At 72.9% G+C, this 12,496-nt stretch carries 13 protein-coding genes; 10 read left to right on the forward strand and 3 right to left on the reverse strand.

Annotation, left to right across the window (positions count from 1 at the left end; translation table 11 throughout):
* Positions 1 to 27: 27 nt before the first annotated feature.
* A complete protein-coding gene (locus ACZ5WC_RS23185) occupies positions 28 to 561 on the reverse strand; it encodes an EF-hand domain-containing protein (protein ID WP_468542577.1) in 534 nt (177 codons plus the stop codon).
* 451 nt (positions 562 to 1,012) lie between these two features.
* On the opposite strand from ACZ5WC_RS23185, the gene ACZ5WC_RS23190 reads away from it, so the two are divergent.
* The 5 genes from ACZ5WC_RS23190 (at position 1,013) to ACZ5WC_RS23210 (ending at position 6,238) form a co-directional block, all read left to right on the forward strand.
* Positions 1,013 to 2,233 (forward strand): cytochrome P450, encoded by a 1,221-nt coding sequence (locus tag ACZ5WC_RS23190; RefSeq protein WP_468542578.1) that lies wholly within the window; start codon positions 1,013 to 1,015, stop codon positions 2,231 to 2,233.
* Positions 2,227 to 3,402 (forward strand): type III polyketide synthase, encoded by a 1,176-nt coding sequence (locus tag ACZ5WC_RS23195; protein ID WP_468542579.1) that lies wholly within the window; start codon positions 2,227 to 2,229, stop codon positions 3,400 to 3,402. Before ACZ5WC_RS23190 ends, ACZ5WC_RS23195 begins: the two co-directional genes overlap by 7 nt.
* Positions 3,403 to 3,502: 100 nt before the next feature.
* A complete protein-coding gene (locus ACZ5WC_RS23200; protein WP_468542580.1) occupies positions 3,503 to 4,693 on the forward strand; it encodes a S8 family peptidase in 1,191 nt (396 codons plus the stop codon).
* 153 nt (positions 4,694 to 4,846) lie between these two features.
* Positions 4,847 to 5,164 carry a cupin domain-containing protein gene (locus ACZ5WC_RS23205; protein WP_468542581.1) on the forward strand — a complete coding sequence of 106 codons (318 nt, stop codon included), beginning with the start codon at positions 4,847 to 4,849 and terminating at the stop codon, positions 5,162 to 5,164.
* Positions 5,165 to 5,326: 162 nt separating this feature from the next.
* Entirely contained in the window at positions 5,327 to 6,238 is a 912-nt protein-coding gene (locus tag ACZ5WC_RS23210; RefSeq protein ID WP_468542582.1) for a YihY/virulence factor BrkB family protein, read from the forward strand.
* 15 nt (positions 6,239 to 6,253) lie between these two features.
* Here the strand turns inward: ACZ5WC_RS23210 and ACZ5WC_RS23215 are convergent, their stop codons facing one another.
* Positions 6,254 to 7,096, reverse strand: coding sequence for a M12 family metallo-peptidase (locus ACZ5WC_RS23215; RefSeq protein WP_468542583.1), 843 nt, complete (start codon positions 7,094 to 7,096; stop codon positions 6,254 to 6,256).
* A 228-nt stretch (positions 7,097 to 7,324) separates the two neighbouring features.
* On the opposite strand from ACZ5WC_RS23215, the gene ACZ5WC_RS23220 reads away from it, so the two are divergent.
* Positions 7,325 to 8,191, forward strand: coding sequence for an ABC transporter substrate-binding protein (locus ACZ5WC_RS23220; RefSeq protein ID WP_468542584.1), 867 nt, complete (start codon positions 7,325 to 7,327; stop codon positions 8,189 to 8,191).
* A gap of 85 nt (positions 8,192 to 8,276) precedes the next feature.
* On the opposite strand, the gene ACZ5WC_RS23225 is transcribed toward ACZ5WC_RS23220, so the two are convergent.
* Positions 8,277 to 8,702, reverse strand: coding sequence for a nuclear transport factor 2 family protein (locus ACZ5WC_RS23225; protein WP_468542585.1), 426 nt, complete (start codon positions 8,700 to 8,702; stop codon positions 8,277 to 8,279).
* 139 nt (positions 8,703 to 8,841) lie between these two features.
* Between ACZ5WC_RS23225 and ACZ5WC_RS23230 the strand changes: the two genes are divergently transcribed.
* The 4 genes from ACZ5WC_RS23230 to ACZ5WC_RS23245 all read left to right on the forward strand — a co-directional run bounded on the left by ACZ5WC_RS23230 (position 8,842) and on the right by ACZ5WC_RS23245 (position 12,481).
* Entirely contained in the window at positions 8,842 to 9,411 is a 570-nt protein-coding gene (locus ACZ5WC_RS23230; RefSeq protein WP_468542586.1) for a PadR family transcriptional regulator, read from the forward strand.
* 79 nt (positions 9,412 to 9,490) lie between these two features.
* The gene (locus ACZ5WC_RS23235) at positions 9,491 to 10,156 is read left to right on the forward strand and encodes an ArsR/SmtB family transcription factor (RefSeq protein ID WP_468542587.1); all 666 of its coding nucleotides are present in this window, start codon (positions 9,491 to 9,493) and stop codon (positions 10,154 to 10,156) included.
* A complete protein-coding gene (locus ACZ5WC_RS23240) occupies positions 10,153 to 11,565 on the forward strand; it encodes an MFS transporter (RefSeq protein ID WP_468542588.1) in 1,413 nt (470 codons plus the stop codon). Before ACZ5WC_RS23235 ends, ACZ5WC_RS23240 begins: the two co-directional genes overlap by 4 nt.
* Positions 11,549 to 12,481, forward strand: coding sequence for a carbohydrate kinase family protein (locus tag ACZ5WC_RS23245; RefSeq protein ID WP_468542589.1), 933 nt, complete (start codon positions 11,549 to 11,551; stop codon positions 12,479 to 12,481). Before ACZ5WC_RS23240 ends, ACZ5WC_RS23245 begins: the two co-directional genes overlap by 17 nt.
* Positions 12,482 to 12,496 lie beyond the last annotated feature (15 nt).

Consider the following 12,496-nt stretch of genomic DNA (forward strand, 5'->3'; position numbering starts at 1 on the left):
CTTCGTCGTCGTTGCGGGGGCGGCGGGTCAGACGGGGGTGCCGACGACCAGGTGGTCTCCGGGGATGCCGGTCTTGTCGGGGGCGTAGTAGTCCTTGATTCCCTCGACCCAGGTCTCGACCCGGATGCGGTCCCCGTCGGAGGGCTCGAAGGCGTCGAAGAGCGCGTCGGTGTTCGCGGGCTCGAAACCGATGGCGGTCATCAGCGCGACGAAGAGCGGCCGCTCGATCAGGCCGTCGCCGTCCGGGTCCCCGAGCGCGGCGAGCGCCTCCGCGAACACGCCGATGGTCGCGTCGAACCGCTCCGGCGACAGTACGCAGGCGGTGTACTCCTCGAAGCTGATCTCCCCGTCGCCGTCGGCGTCGAGCTCCGTGCGCAAGGTCGTCCAGTACCGGCGGAACGCCGCGCGCATCGCGTCCTTCGCCGCCGGGTCCGAGCCGTGTGCCTCCCGCACGACGCGGTCGGCCATGAGGTCGAAGTCGTCCGCTTCCAGCACACCGTTGGCGTTGGCGTCGAGCAGGGAGAAGACGAGTGCGACGCGCCTGGTGGCCTCAGTGCTCATGGATCCGTCACCTTTCTCCGCGACTGTGCGCTGCGACCGGAGCCAGGTGCCCGGTCCGCCCGCCCACTGTCGGCCCCGACAGGGGCCGGGCACGAGGAAGCCCGGGCCGCTTCACCTGAACGATGGAATGATCACCGCGCAAACCTCCGGGCGAGGCAGGCTCGGGGGCGGGGCACAGGAGTGTGCCCCGGGCGTGCGCCCGGGGCGGAGGGGGCCACCGCGGTGGCCGGCGACCGGATCTGGACGATCACCCCCGCCGTGGATCGGCCGCCACCGTGTGAAGGCCCAGGTGACCACCGCCTGAGCGCCGGAGCGCGCGCCCCCGCTGATCGGGTTCACTGCGGAGGATGACTGACATGTTTCGAGACCCGATGGGGGACACAGGGGAGGTCTGGTCCCGGGCCCGGATCCGGCACGCCCCATTCTCGAAGCGGTCATTGGGAGAACCTCGGTGGAGAACACCTCGGTGCAGGACACGGAATCCGTACGGAGCTGCCCGTTCGACTACGCGCGGCAATTGGAGTTCGACCCCCAGCTCAGGCAATTGCTGACCGAGGAGCCGGTGTCCCGCATCCGTATGGCCTACGGAGAGGGCGAGGCCTGGCTCGTCACCCGCTACGAGGACGTCCGGACGGTCACCACCGACCGGCGCTTCAGCCGCGGCGCCGTCCTCGGCCGCGACTTCCCCCGGATGACCCCGGAGCCGATCGTCCAGGCCGAGTCCATCAACCTCATGGACCCGCCCGCCAGCAGCAGGCTGCGCAGCCTGGTAGCCAAGAGCTTCACCCCGCGCCGCGTCGAGCAGATGCGCCCCGGCACCCAGCGCGTCGTGGACCGGCTGCTCGACGAGATGGCGGACGCGGGCTCCCCGGCCGACTTCATGGCCCGTGTCGCCGCACCGCTGCCGCTGATCACCATCTGCGAGGCGCTCGACATCCCCGAGGCCGACCGCCCCTGGCTCCGCGCCCACGCCATGACGATGATGACCGTCGGGGCCGCGGACAAGGAGGACGCCATCCGCGCCAAGGCCGAACTGCGCGGCTACTTCGGCGAACTGACCGCCGACCGGCGCCGCTCCCCGGGCCAGGACCTCATCAGCACCCTGGCCACCGCCCGGGACGGCGCCGAACTGCTCGACGACGACGAACTGACCGTCATGGCGATGGTCCTGCTCATCACCGGTCAGGACACCACCACCTACCAGCTCGGCAACATCGCCTACACCCTGCTGACCCGCCCCGAACTGCTGAACCCCCTCCGGGCCGAACCGGAGCGGCTGCCCCGCACCCTGGAGGAGCTGCTGCGGTACATCCCCTTCCGCAAGGGCGTCGGCATCCCGCGCATCGCCACCGAGGACGTGGAGCTCGGCGGGGTCACCATCAAGGCGGGCGACGTGGTGCACGTGTCCTATCTGACGGCCAACCGGGACGCGGCCAAGTTCGACCGCCCCGACGAGCTGGACCCCGACCGCCCGGCCATCCCGCACATGACGTTCGGCTGGGGCGCCCACCACTGCCTCGGCGCGCCGCTCGCCGTCATGGAGCTGGAGGTCGCCTTCGCCACCCTGCTGGCCCGCTTCCCGGGCCTGCGCCTCGACGCGTCGCCCGAGACCATCGGGTGGAACACGACGTCCATCTGGCGCTACCCCCTCGCCCTGCCCGTCACATGGTGACGCGAGCGCACGGTGACGAGAGCCTCCGCTTCAGAGAACGAGGAGAACCCATGGCGACCCTGTGCCGACCGGCCATCGCTGTGCCCGAGCACGTCATCACGATGCAGCAGACCCTGGAGCTGGCGCGGGAGACCCATCACGGGCACCCGCAGCGCGACCTCGTCCTGCGGCTCATCCAGAACACCGGCGTCCGGACCCGGCACCTCGTGCAGCCCGTCGAGGAGACCCTCAGACACCCCGGCTTCGAGGTGCGCAACCAGGTGTACGAGGCCGAGGCCAAGGCCCGGGTCCCCGAAGTCGTCCGGCAGGCCCTCGCCCACGCCGAGACCGAACCGGCCGACATCGACCTGATCGTCTACGTCTCCTGCACCGGCTTCATGATGCCCTCGCTGACCGCCTGGCTCATCAACACCATGGGGTTCAGGCCTGAGACCAGACAGCTGCCCATCGCGCAGCTCGGCTGCGCGGCCGGTGGCGCGGCGATCAACCGCGCGCACGACTTCTGCCGGGCCTATCCCGAGGCCAACGTCCTCATCGTCTCCTGCGAGTTCTGCTCACTCTGCTACCAGCCCACCGACATCGGCGTCGGATCGCTGCTCTCCAACGGCCTGTTCGGGGACGCCGTCTCCGCCGCCGTCGTGCGGGGGCAGGGCGGCACCGGCATGTGCCTGGAGCGCAACGGCTCGCACCTGGTGCCCGACACCGAGGACTGGATCTCCTACGCGGTCCGCGACACCGGGTTCCACTTCCTGCTCGACAAACGGGTCCCCGGCACCATGGAGATGCTGGCCCCGGTGCTCCAGGACCTGGTCGATCTGCACGGCTGGTCCGTACCGGACATGGACTTCTTCATCGTCCACGCGGGCGGGCCGCGCATTCTGGACGACCTGTGCCACTTCCTGAAGCTGCCGCCGGAGATGTTCCGGTACAGCAGGGCCACCCTCACCGAGCGCGGCAACATCGCCAGCTCCGTCGTCTTCGACGCCCTGGCGCGGCTCTTCGACGACGGGGGCGCGGCCGAGTCCGCGCAGGGGCTGATCGCCGGGTTCGGCCCCGGCATCACCGCCGAGGTGGCCGTGGGCAGCTGGGCGCGCCACGACCCGCGGGCGGACGTCGAACGCGATCTGGACCGGCTGGGGCTGATCCCGAGCGTTGCGCTGTCCGGCTGAACCCGCTAAGGCGCCCGACGGGCCGGGACGAAGGAACGGGTGTTCGCACTTCGCGGATGCACCCGATCCGTGAACGGATTCCCCACCCCGAGGAGAATGCATGCGCCTGCCCGCCCGTTGGGCCACGGCCGCCCTGCTGCTGATCGCCCCGCTGATCGCCGCCCCCGCCCCGGCTTCCGCCGACACCGGACCGCAAGGGGTCCCGGTGGAGCGGTCCACCCGGGCCGTGCCCGGGCAGTACATCGTCACCCTGGAGCCCGAACTCTCGCCGGACGCCGTCCTGAAGGAGTTCGGGCTCCGCCCGTTGTTCACGTACGGAAATGTCATGCACGGCTTCGCCGCCACGCTCACCGCCACCGAACTCGAAGCGGTGCGGACCGTACCGGGGGTGCTCGCCGTCGAGGAGAACGCCGAAGTAGGCGTGGACGCGCCCAGGGCGGGAGACCTCTTCCGGGCCCCCGCGGCCGGCTGGGGCACCGACCGCATCGATCAGCGGACCCTTCCGCTGGACGGCACCTTCACCACCACGGCCACCGGCCGGGGAGTCACGTTGTACGTCGTCGACACCGGGATCGACGCCGCGCACAGCGAGTTCGGCGGCCGGGTCGTGAACGGCTACGACTCCGTCCGGGACGGCCGCGACGGCATGGACTGCAACGGGCACGGCACCCACGTCGCGGGCACCGCGGGCGGCGCCACCTCCGGAGTGGCCGAGGACGCCTCACTGGTCAACGTCCGGGTCCTGGACTGCCGGGGCCGGGGCACCTGGGCGGGCATCCTCGCAGGCTTCGACTGGGTCGCCAGGGACGCGGCGGGCAGTGACACACCGGCCGTGCTGAACGCCTCGCTCGGCGGGGCCCGCTCCCGCGCGGTCGACGCGGCGGTCGAGGCCGTCGCCCACGCGGGCGTGCTGCCCGTCGTGGCCGCCGGGAACGACGACCGCGACGCCTGCGGCGTCTCTCCGGCCGGCGCTCACGGTGTGGTCACGGTCGGGGCGAGCGACCGGCAGGACCGGGAGACCGCCTTCAGCAACTGGGGCTCCTGCCTTGAGCTGTACGCCCCCGGCTCCGACATCGTCTCCGCCCGCCTCGGCGGCGGCACCGTCTCGCTGAACGGCACCTCCATGGCCAGCCCGCACGTCGCCGGGGTCGCCGCGCTCTACAAGGAGGAGAACCCGTCGGCCTCGCCCGCCGCCGTGAGGCGCTGGCTGACGGACACGGCCACCCCGGACGTGCTCTCGGGACTCGGCCAGGGCTCGCCGGACCGGCTGCTGTACACCGGCGGCCTCTGACGGCCTGCCGTCGGGGCCGGTGAGCGGCGACCGCGCCACGTACCCCCGCTCACCGGCCCCGCTCGTCCGCCCGCCCGGCGGTGTTCCACCGCGAAGGCACCCGGCTGAGCCCGGCGGATCGCGGGCCTGCCACGGCTGCGGCACAGTGGGCACATGGACGACCTCAACGCACTCGCCGAGGAACACCTGGCCGCGGCCCGCGCCTCCGCGCACGGCCGCAGCGCCCACCTCCTGCTCCAGGAGCCCCCCTTGCGGCAGACGGTGATCGCCCTCACCGAGGGGACCGCGCTCGACGAGCACAACGCCCCGCCCGCCGCCTCCCTCCTCGTCCTGCACGGCACGGTCCGCCTCACGGCCGCCTCCGGGGACGCCGAGCTGCCGGCCGGGACCCTGCACCCGATCCCGCAGGAACGGCACGGGCTGCTGGCGCTCCAGGACGCGGTGGTCCTCCTCACGGCCGTCAACGACTGAGCCGCGGCCAGTCCAGGGCTGACGCACCCGCCCGGGGCCCGGAGAGGGGTGTGCATCCGGGCCGACGCGGCAGGAGAGGATCGAGAGCGTCGGCGCGTCCGGGAAAGGGAACGGACCCGCCGTACCGCCCGCCGCGCCCGCCCACCTCCCCGGAGGACCAGCTTGCCCACCCAGACCGCCGCACCCGCGGAAAACACCGCCCCCGCCGCCGGTCGTACCGGCCCGCCGCGCCGCTGGCTGACCGCCCTGCGCCGCACCCCGGTCTCGCTGTGGAACGACGACGTCTCCGACTGGGCCGCCGCCCTGACGTACTACGCCATCCTCGCGCTGCTCCCCGCGCTCCTGGTCACCGTGTCCGTGATCGGCCTGGCCAATCCCGACGCCACCGCGGTCCTGATCGCCGACATCACGGCCTTCGCCCCCGCCGAGTCCGGAGAGGCGCTGCGCCGCCCGCTGGAGGAGGCCACCCAGGAGCGCACCGCCGTCTGGGTGCTCGTGGCGACCGGCAGCGTGAGCGCCGTCTGGTCGGCGTGCAGCTACCTCGCGGTGTTCCGGCGGGCGATGCACGCCATGCACGGCGTCCAGGACACCCGCCCGGCGCTGCGCAAGGCGCACATCATCGTCGCCTCCGCGATCGGGCTGCTCGTCCTGCTCATGACCAGCGCGTTCGCCCTGGTCATGACCGGCCCCCTGGCCCGCTGGCTCGGCCGCCGCTCCGGCCTGCCCCACGAGAGCGAAACCGTCTGGGCGGTCCTCAAATGGCCGGTGCTCCTGTGCCTCGTCGCCTGCCTGATCCTGGTGCTCTTCCGTACCGGACCGCGCCCGGCGCGCGGCTTCCGGCGAGGCCTGCCCGGCGGGGTGCTGGCCGCGTTCCTGTGGCTCGCCGCCTCGGCGGGCTTCGCGCTGTACGCGACCCGGATCGGCGGTTTCAGCAGGCTCTACGGCTCGCTCGCCGGACTCGTCGTCTTCCTGATCTGGGTGTGGTTCGCCAACCTCGCCCTGCTGGCCGGGGCGCAGTTCAACGTCGAACTGGACCGGCCCGGGCGGGACTCTTCCGGCACGACAAGCACTTAGGGGGCGTCGGGCCGGTCAGTCACGCTCGCGGTATCCGGCCACGATCGGCATCGTCTCGCGCAGCACCCGTACACCGTCGTTGTCCGCGTCGCCGAGCCGGCGCCCGTTCCAGGTGCCCGTCGCACTGGAGAACCGGCTGATCCGCCGGCAGTGATCGCCGCACGCCGAGCGGTACGCCATGATCGTGTAGTGGTTCCCGTCCTCGGTGATCCAGCCGGTGTTGTACGGGCGGGTCCTGCTCACGTTCATCGAGCCGCCCGCGTTGCCCGCCAGCGTCGTACGGTCGTGGGCCAGGCCCAGATTATGGCCGATCTCGTGGCTCGCCGAATCCAGTTCGATGCCGTCGACGTCGACGACCGCGTAGGCATACTCGTGGGTCGAAGCGTCGAGCGCGGGCGTGTAGTCCGCTGTTCCGCCGCCCCGCTCCGGCCGGTCCACGACGAGCGTGACCAGGTCCGCGCCGTACCGTGCGCGCCGCTCGTGGACCTGGCGCCCGAGCCCCGCCGACGCGTGGTCCTTGAGGACGGCGTACGCGGCACGGAACTCCTCCGAACCCCCGTAGCCGGACGCCGTGTAGGGGTGGACGATCCGGATGATGCCGCAGAGTCCGCCCGCCGCCAGGGAGAGGTTCATCCTGGTCGCGATGCGCTGGGCGGAGGCGGGCACCCGGTGTTCGCCCCCGACCCGCTCCGCCGCCTTCGGGGTGTAGACGGCGAGCACGTCGACCACGGGACACCGCGCAGCCCCGGACGCCCCTGTCGCCGGGCGCGGCGGAGCCGGTGCCGGGGCGCACGCGGAGGCCGCGCAGAGCGATGCGAGGCCAGCGGCCAGAGCCGCCTTGAGGAGGGTCGGGCGCATGGGGAGAGTCGACTCCGTCCGGAAGGGGCCGGCTCAGGGCACTGCCCGGTTGACCGAGGGTGCCTACTTTCTAACATTCCGTGACGCCGCCCGGCTCGCCGCTCCGGATACCGGGTGAGTGCGTTTGTTCCCTGGCCGGAGGGGTGTGGCGGCGGGGAGGTGGGCAGGTACACCTGTACGAACTCGGACGAGCGGGACGGCAGTCGGCGGCGGAGGGGCGTGTGTGACGTGACGGAACAGAGCGAATGGCGGTTCTCCGACGACCGGGGTCAGCAGTCGGCGGCGCCCCGGCCGCCGGAGCGGGTGCTCGCCTATGTCCAGGCCGGGGCCACCCTGTGGGACCTCGGCGTCCGGCCGGTCGGAATCTTCGGTTCCGACCACGACGGCCCGGCCCCCGACCGGGCCAAGGCCGGGACGCTGCCGCTGGACGAGGTCGACTACGTGGGTGCGGGCAGCGGTCTGGACGTGGAGCGGCTGCTGAGTGCCGGACCCGACCTCGTGGTGGCCGTCAGCTACGGCAACGGTCATGTCTACGGGCTCGCCCCGGAGGCCGCCAAGCCCCTGGAGGAGCGGGTCCCGGTGGTCGTCATCGACGTCAGTCAGGCCCGTACGTTCGCCGAGATCGGCGACCGGTTCGCCGAACTGGCGCGCTCCCTCGGCGCGGCGGGCCGGGCGGACGCGGACCGTGACCTGGACGCCGCCCGGGCCCGGCTGCGCGCTGTCGCCACCTCCGCCGACGCGCCCCGGGTGCTCGCCCTCTCTCCGGCCGGGCCGGACCAGGCGCATGTCGCGCGCCCCCGGATGTGGCCGGAACTGCGCGTCCTCACCGAACTGGGCGTCCAGGTCGTGGAACCGGCCGAAGGCTCCGGCGCGAACTGGTCCACGCTTGACCGGTCGGACACCTTCGCCCTGCGCCCCGAGGTGATCCTGACCGACATCCGCGCCCACGCCGGTTCGCTGGACGCTCTGCGGGGGAGCGACGCCCGCCCGACGCCCGTCGTCCCGTGGAATCCGGAGCCCCTTTACGGCCCCCGCGACCACGCCCGGTTCCTGGGCCTGGTCGCGGACGCCCTGGAGGCCGCGCGGGCGCGTTGACGCGCAGCGGTGTCACGGGGCGGTTCTACGAGGCCGGGTCTTACGGGGCCGGGTTCTACGGGGCGGGGTTCTACGGGGCGGGGTTCTACGGGGCGGGGACGAGTCCGTCGGCGACCAGGCCAGCGAGCACGGCCTCGCCCAGCGCGTGGACTGCGGACTGCGGGCGGACCATCACGGTGAACTCCTTGATCCGCCCGTCCTCGTCCAGGTGCAGCAGGTCGATGCCGTGGATCTCCCGGCCGCCGACGGTCGCCCGGAAGAGCAGGACCGCCGACGGGGCCTCGGTCCCGTCGGCGCTCGTCTGCGAGGTGCCCGCGAGCTCGCCGACGTAACGGAAGTCCTCGAAGGTGCGCAGCAGGACCCCGAAGAGGCCGAGCACCATCGGCCTGCCCTCGAACGGGCTGAATTTCACCGGACTGTAGAGCCGGGCGTCCTCGGTGAACAGATCGTCCAGGGCGCTGAGGTCGCGGCTGTCGACGGCGGCGCGGAAGCGGTCCACTGCGGTGGTCATGGGTCCTCCTCGATGAGGTGCGTCCTCGCTGGGACGCTCTGCATAGTCATGAAAGTGACTAGTCAGTTTCATGACTATCATGAGGCCCGGTGTTCCGGACAGGGGTGCGCCGGGGTGCGGGAGAGAGGGAGGCGGTCCGATGGCGTTGCGTCATGCCGTGCTGGCGGCGCTGCTCGACGAGGAGCTGAGCGGCTATCAGGTGACCAAGGCATTCGCGGTGGGCGTCGCGAACTTCTGGCACGCGCTGCCGCAGCAGGTGTACGCGGAGCTGGCCAAGCTGGAGAAGGAGGGCCTGGTCGCCGGGCGGGAGGTCGTCCAGGAGGCGCGCCCCAACAAGCGGCTGTTCCGCGTCACCGGCGAGGGGCTGGCCGAGCTGGAGCGGTTCGCTGCGGCCGCCGCCAAGCCCTCGTTCCTCCGCGACGACCTGCTGGTCAAGGTGCAGGCGGCCGACCACCTCGACTCCGAGGTGCTGATCGGGCGGCTGCTGGAGCGGGCCGCCTTCGCCGATGCCAAGGCCGCGTCGTTCGAACAGCTGCTGCGCGTCATGCGCGGCGACCGCGACGAGGCGGAGTTCCTGCTGCGCGGGGCGCGGGTCGGCCCCTACCTCACCTGCCGTCGGGGGCTGGACTTCGAGCGCGCCAACCGCGACTGGTGCCGTGAGGTGGTGGCGGTGCTCCGGGCGAGGCGGGGGGCCGGGCCGGGGTCCTGAGCGGACCGCTCCAGGATTTCCCAAAAATATTCTGCAAAAATACTTTGGGAAAGTGTCCTCGTCGTCCTAGGCTGACGCCATGGACAGCGAAGACGACCGCCGCGTGCTCGATCCGGCGCAGGACGGGGCCGCTCTCAAGGCCCTCACCCACCCCTTGCGTCTCACGCTCCTCGGCCTGCTGCGGCAGCACGGACCGGCCACTGCGAGCGAGCTGGCGGTCAGGACGGGGGAGTCCTCGGCCTCCACCAGCTACCACCTTCGGGTACTCGCGAAGTACGCGTTCGTCACCGAGGCCGACCACCGGGACGGCCGGGAACGGCGCTGGAAGTCCGTACACGACATGACCTCGTGGAGCAACGAGGCGATGCACCGCAGCCCCGGCGGCAGCGTGATCCTCAGCGTCCTGCGCCGCCGCCAGGTCGAGCACCTCCAGCAGTCGCTGGACCGCCACGAGGCGGATCTGGAGAGCGGCAGGCTGGGCCCGGAGTGGCAGGAGCCGTCGGGCGTCAGCGACTCGATGCCCCGGCTGACCCCCGAGTCGCTCGCCGAGTTGTGGGAGGTTCTCCAGGCGAAGACGGACGAGTTGACCGCCCGCGACTCTGGCGATCCCCGCGCCGAGCAGGTCGTCCTGTTCGCCGCCGGACTCCCGCTGGCCCCGGACCCGGTGGCCGGGCCGGACCGTGCGGCGGCCGCCCCTGGACCCGACGCGGGGTCCGATGCTTCCGATGCCGGGGACGCCATATGAGCGGCGTGACCGGCGCGGCGGACGTGTCCGCCCCCGTCCCCACAGGGCCGGGCCTGGACGAGGCGACCGCGCGTCGCCGGTTCGTCGCCGTCTCCTTCCTCTTCTGGCTGCCCATCGGGATGAGCCTGGCCCCCGCCGTGCTCCTGTTCACCGAACGCGGTATGGGCCTCGCCGCCGTCGCGGGATTCTTCGCCGCGCACTCCCTCACCGCCGCCGCGCTGGAGCTGCCCACCGGAGGCTTCTCCGACGTCATCGGGCGGCGTGCCGTCCTCGCCACCGCCGGACTCCTCAACCTGACCGCCCTGACCCTGCTCGGACTCACCACCGCCGCCTGGGTGTTCATCCTCGGCATGGCGCTGATGGGCTCGGCACGCGCCCTGTCCAGTGGTCCCGCCGAGGCCTGGTACGTCGACACCGTGCACGCCGCCGCCGGACCCGGCGCCGATGTGCGCACCGGTCTGGCCCGGGGCAGCTCGGCGGTCTCCGTCGCGCTCGCCCTCGGCACACTCCTCGGCGGCGCGCTGCCCTGGCTGCTCGGCCTCGGCCCCGACCCGGGAGCCTGGCTCACCGACGCGACCTCCGGGCTCGTCCTGCCGCTCTCGGTGCCCGCACTCCTCGGCGCGGTCGTCGAAGTCGTCTTCGTCCTCCATGTCCTGCGGGCCCTGTCCGAACCGCCCCGGCCCAAGGCCACTTTGCGCACGGTCCTGAGCGGCGTGCCCGCCGCCGTCGCCGAGGGTCTGCGGCTCGGCGCCCGGGACGCCCTGGTCCGCCGCGTACTGCTGGCCGCGAGCGCCGCCGGGGCCGCGCTCGCCACGCTCGAACTCCTCACCCCCGGCCGCGCCGCCGCGCTCACCGGGGCCCCCGAATCCGGGGCGGTACTCTTCGCCGGACTCGCCTGTGCCGGGTTCGTCTGCTCCGCCCTGGGCAGCCAGCTGGCCCCGGCGGCGGCCAGATGGACCGGAAACAGCGAACGCGCGGCGCTCCTGGGCCTCGGGGCGGGCGCGGCGGGCCTGGCCCTGCTCGGGATCACGGCCTCCACCGCCTCCTCCACGGACGCGCTCGCCACGGCGACGGCCGCCGCCGGATACGGGCTCGTCTACCTGGGGCTCGGCATCGCCGGTCCCAACGAGAACGACCTGCTCCACCGCCGCGTCGACTCCTCGGGCCGGGCCACCGCCCTCTCCGTGCAGTCGCTCGCCCTCCAGCTGTGCGGCGCTGCCGCCGGACTCGTCGCCGGAGTGCTGCCGCTCGGCCCGCTGCCCTGGCTGCTGGGCGCCGCCGTCCTGCTCGCGGGCGCCCTCCTGTGGGTCCGTCGAGCCGCCCCGGAGCCCCCGGAGAATGTCAGGCTCGACCAGGACACCACCATCACGGCACCTCAGGAGGCCCGGCCCCATGCCCGACCCCGGTGAACTGCTGGTCATCGGCGAGTGCGTCGCCGACATCGTCCGGCTGCCGGGCGAGGCCGACGTGGTCCACCCGGGCGGCAGCCCGGCGAACGTCGCGTACGGACTGGCCCGGCTCGGCCATGACGCCACCCTGCTCACCCAGCTGGGCCCCGACGCTCACGGGCGGCTCATCCGGGACCATCTGGCGGCCGCCGGGGTCGGGCTCCGCACCGACGGTTCCACCGGGCCCACCCCCACCGCCGCCGTCACCCTCGACGCCGACGGGCACGCCACGTACACCTTCGCGATCGGCTGGACCCTGGGGCCGGTGGCGCTGGAGCGGCCGCCGGTCCATGTGCACACCGGCTCGATCGCGGCGGTCGTCGAGCCCGGAGCCGCGACCGTCCTGGCCGGCGTGGAGTCGCTGCGGGCGGGTGCCACCGTGAGCTACGACCCCAATGTGCGGGCCGAGTTGATGGGCGAGCGCGCCCCGGCCGTGGCTCGCGTCGAGCGCTGTGTCGCACTCAGCGACGTGGTGAAGGCCAGCGACGAGGACCTGGCCTGGCTCTACCCGGGCGAGGAGGCGGAGCGGATCGCCGAGCGGTGGCTCGCCGCCGGGCCCGCGCTGGTCCTCGTCACCCGGGGCGGCGCGGGCGCGTTCGCGGTGTTCGACGGCGGCCGTGTCCCGGCCGAAGCGCTGCCCGTCACCGTCGTCGACACCGTCGGAGCGGGCGACGCGTTCATGTCCGGCACTCTGCACGCCCTGGCCCGGCACGGGCTCCTCGGCGCGGCGGGCCGGGCCGGGCTGCACGCCGTCGGCCGGGACATCGTCACCGACGTCCTGGGCCATGCGACCGCTTCCGCCGCCGTGACCGTCTCCCGTGCGGGAGCCAACCCTCCCGACGCCGTCGAGTTCCGGGAGATCCGGTCCCGTAACTGACTGATCGTCATGACC

It is taken from the genome of Streptomyces sp. NPDC033165 (genome assembly GCF_055577965.1).

What these genes read in the sequence shown, in the direction of transcription:
- ACZ5WC_RS23235 (WP_468542587.1), top strand. Translation starts at nt 9,491, where the DNA reads ATGGACAGCGAAGACGACCGCCGCGTGCTCGATCCGGCGCAGGACGGG.
- ACZ5WC_RS23240 (WP_468542588.1), top strand. Translation starts at nt 10,153, where the DNA reads ATGAGCGGCGTGACCGGCGCGGCGGACGTGTCCGCCCCCGTCCCCACA.
- ACZ5WC_RS23200 (WP_468542580.1), top strand. Translation starts at nt 3,503, where the DNA reads ATGCGCCTGCCCGCCCGTTGGGCCACGGCCGCCCTGCTGCTGATCGCC.
- ACZ5WC_RS23245 (WP_468542589.1), top strand. Translation starts at nt 11,549, where the DNA reads ATGCCCGACCCCGGTGAACTGCTGGTCATCGGCGAGTGCGTCGCCGAC.
- ACZ5WC_RS23195 (WP_468542579.1), top strand. Translation starts at nt 2,227, where the DNA reads ATGGTGACGCGAGCGCACGGTGACGAGAGCCTCCGCTTCAGAGAACGA.
- ACZ5WC_RS23185 (WP_468542577.1), bottom strand. Translation starts at nt 561, where the DNA reads ATGAGCACTGAGGCCACCAGGCGCGTCGCACTCGTCTTCTCCCTGCTC.
- ACZ5WC_RS23230 (WP_468542586.1), top strand. Translation starts at nt 8,842, where the DNA reads ATGGCGTTGCGTCATGCCGTGCTGGCGGCGCTGCTCGACGAGGAGCTG.
- ACZ5WC_RS23205 (WP_468542581.1), top strand. Translation starts at nt 4,847, where the DNA reads ATGGACGACCTCAACGCACTCGCCGAGGAACACCTGGCCGCGGCCCGC.
- ACZ5WC_RS23215 (WP_468542583.1), bottom strand. Translation starts at nt 7,096, where the DNA reads ATGCGCCCGACCCTCCTCAAGGCGGCTCTGGCCGCTGGCCTCGCATCG.
- ACZ5WC_RS23225 (WP_468542585.1), bottom strand. Translation starts at nt 8,702, where the DNA reads ATGACCACCGCAGTGGACCGCTTCCGCGCCGCCGTCGACAGCCGCGAC.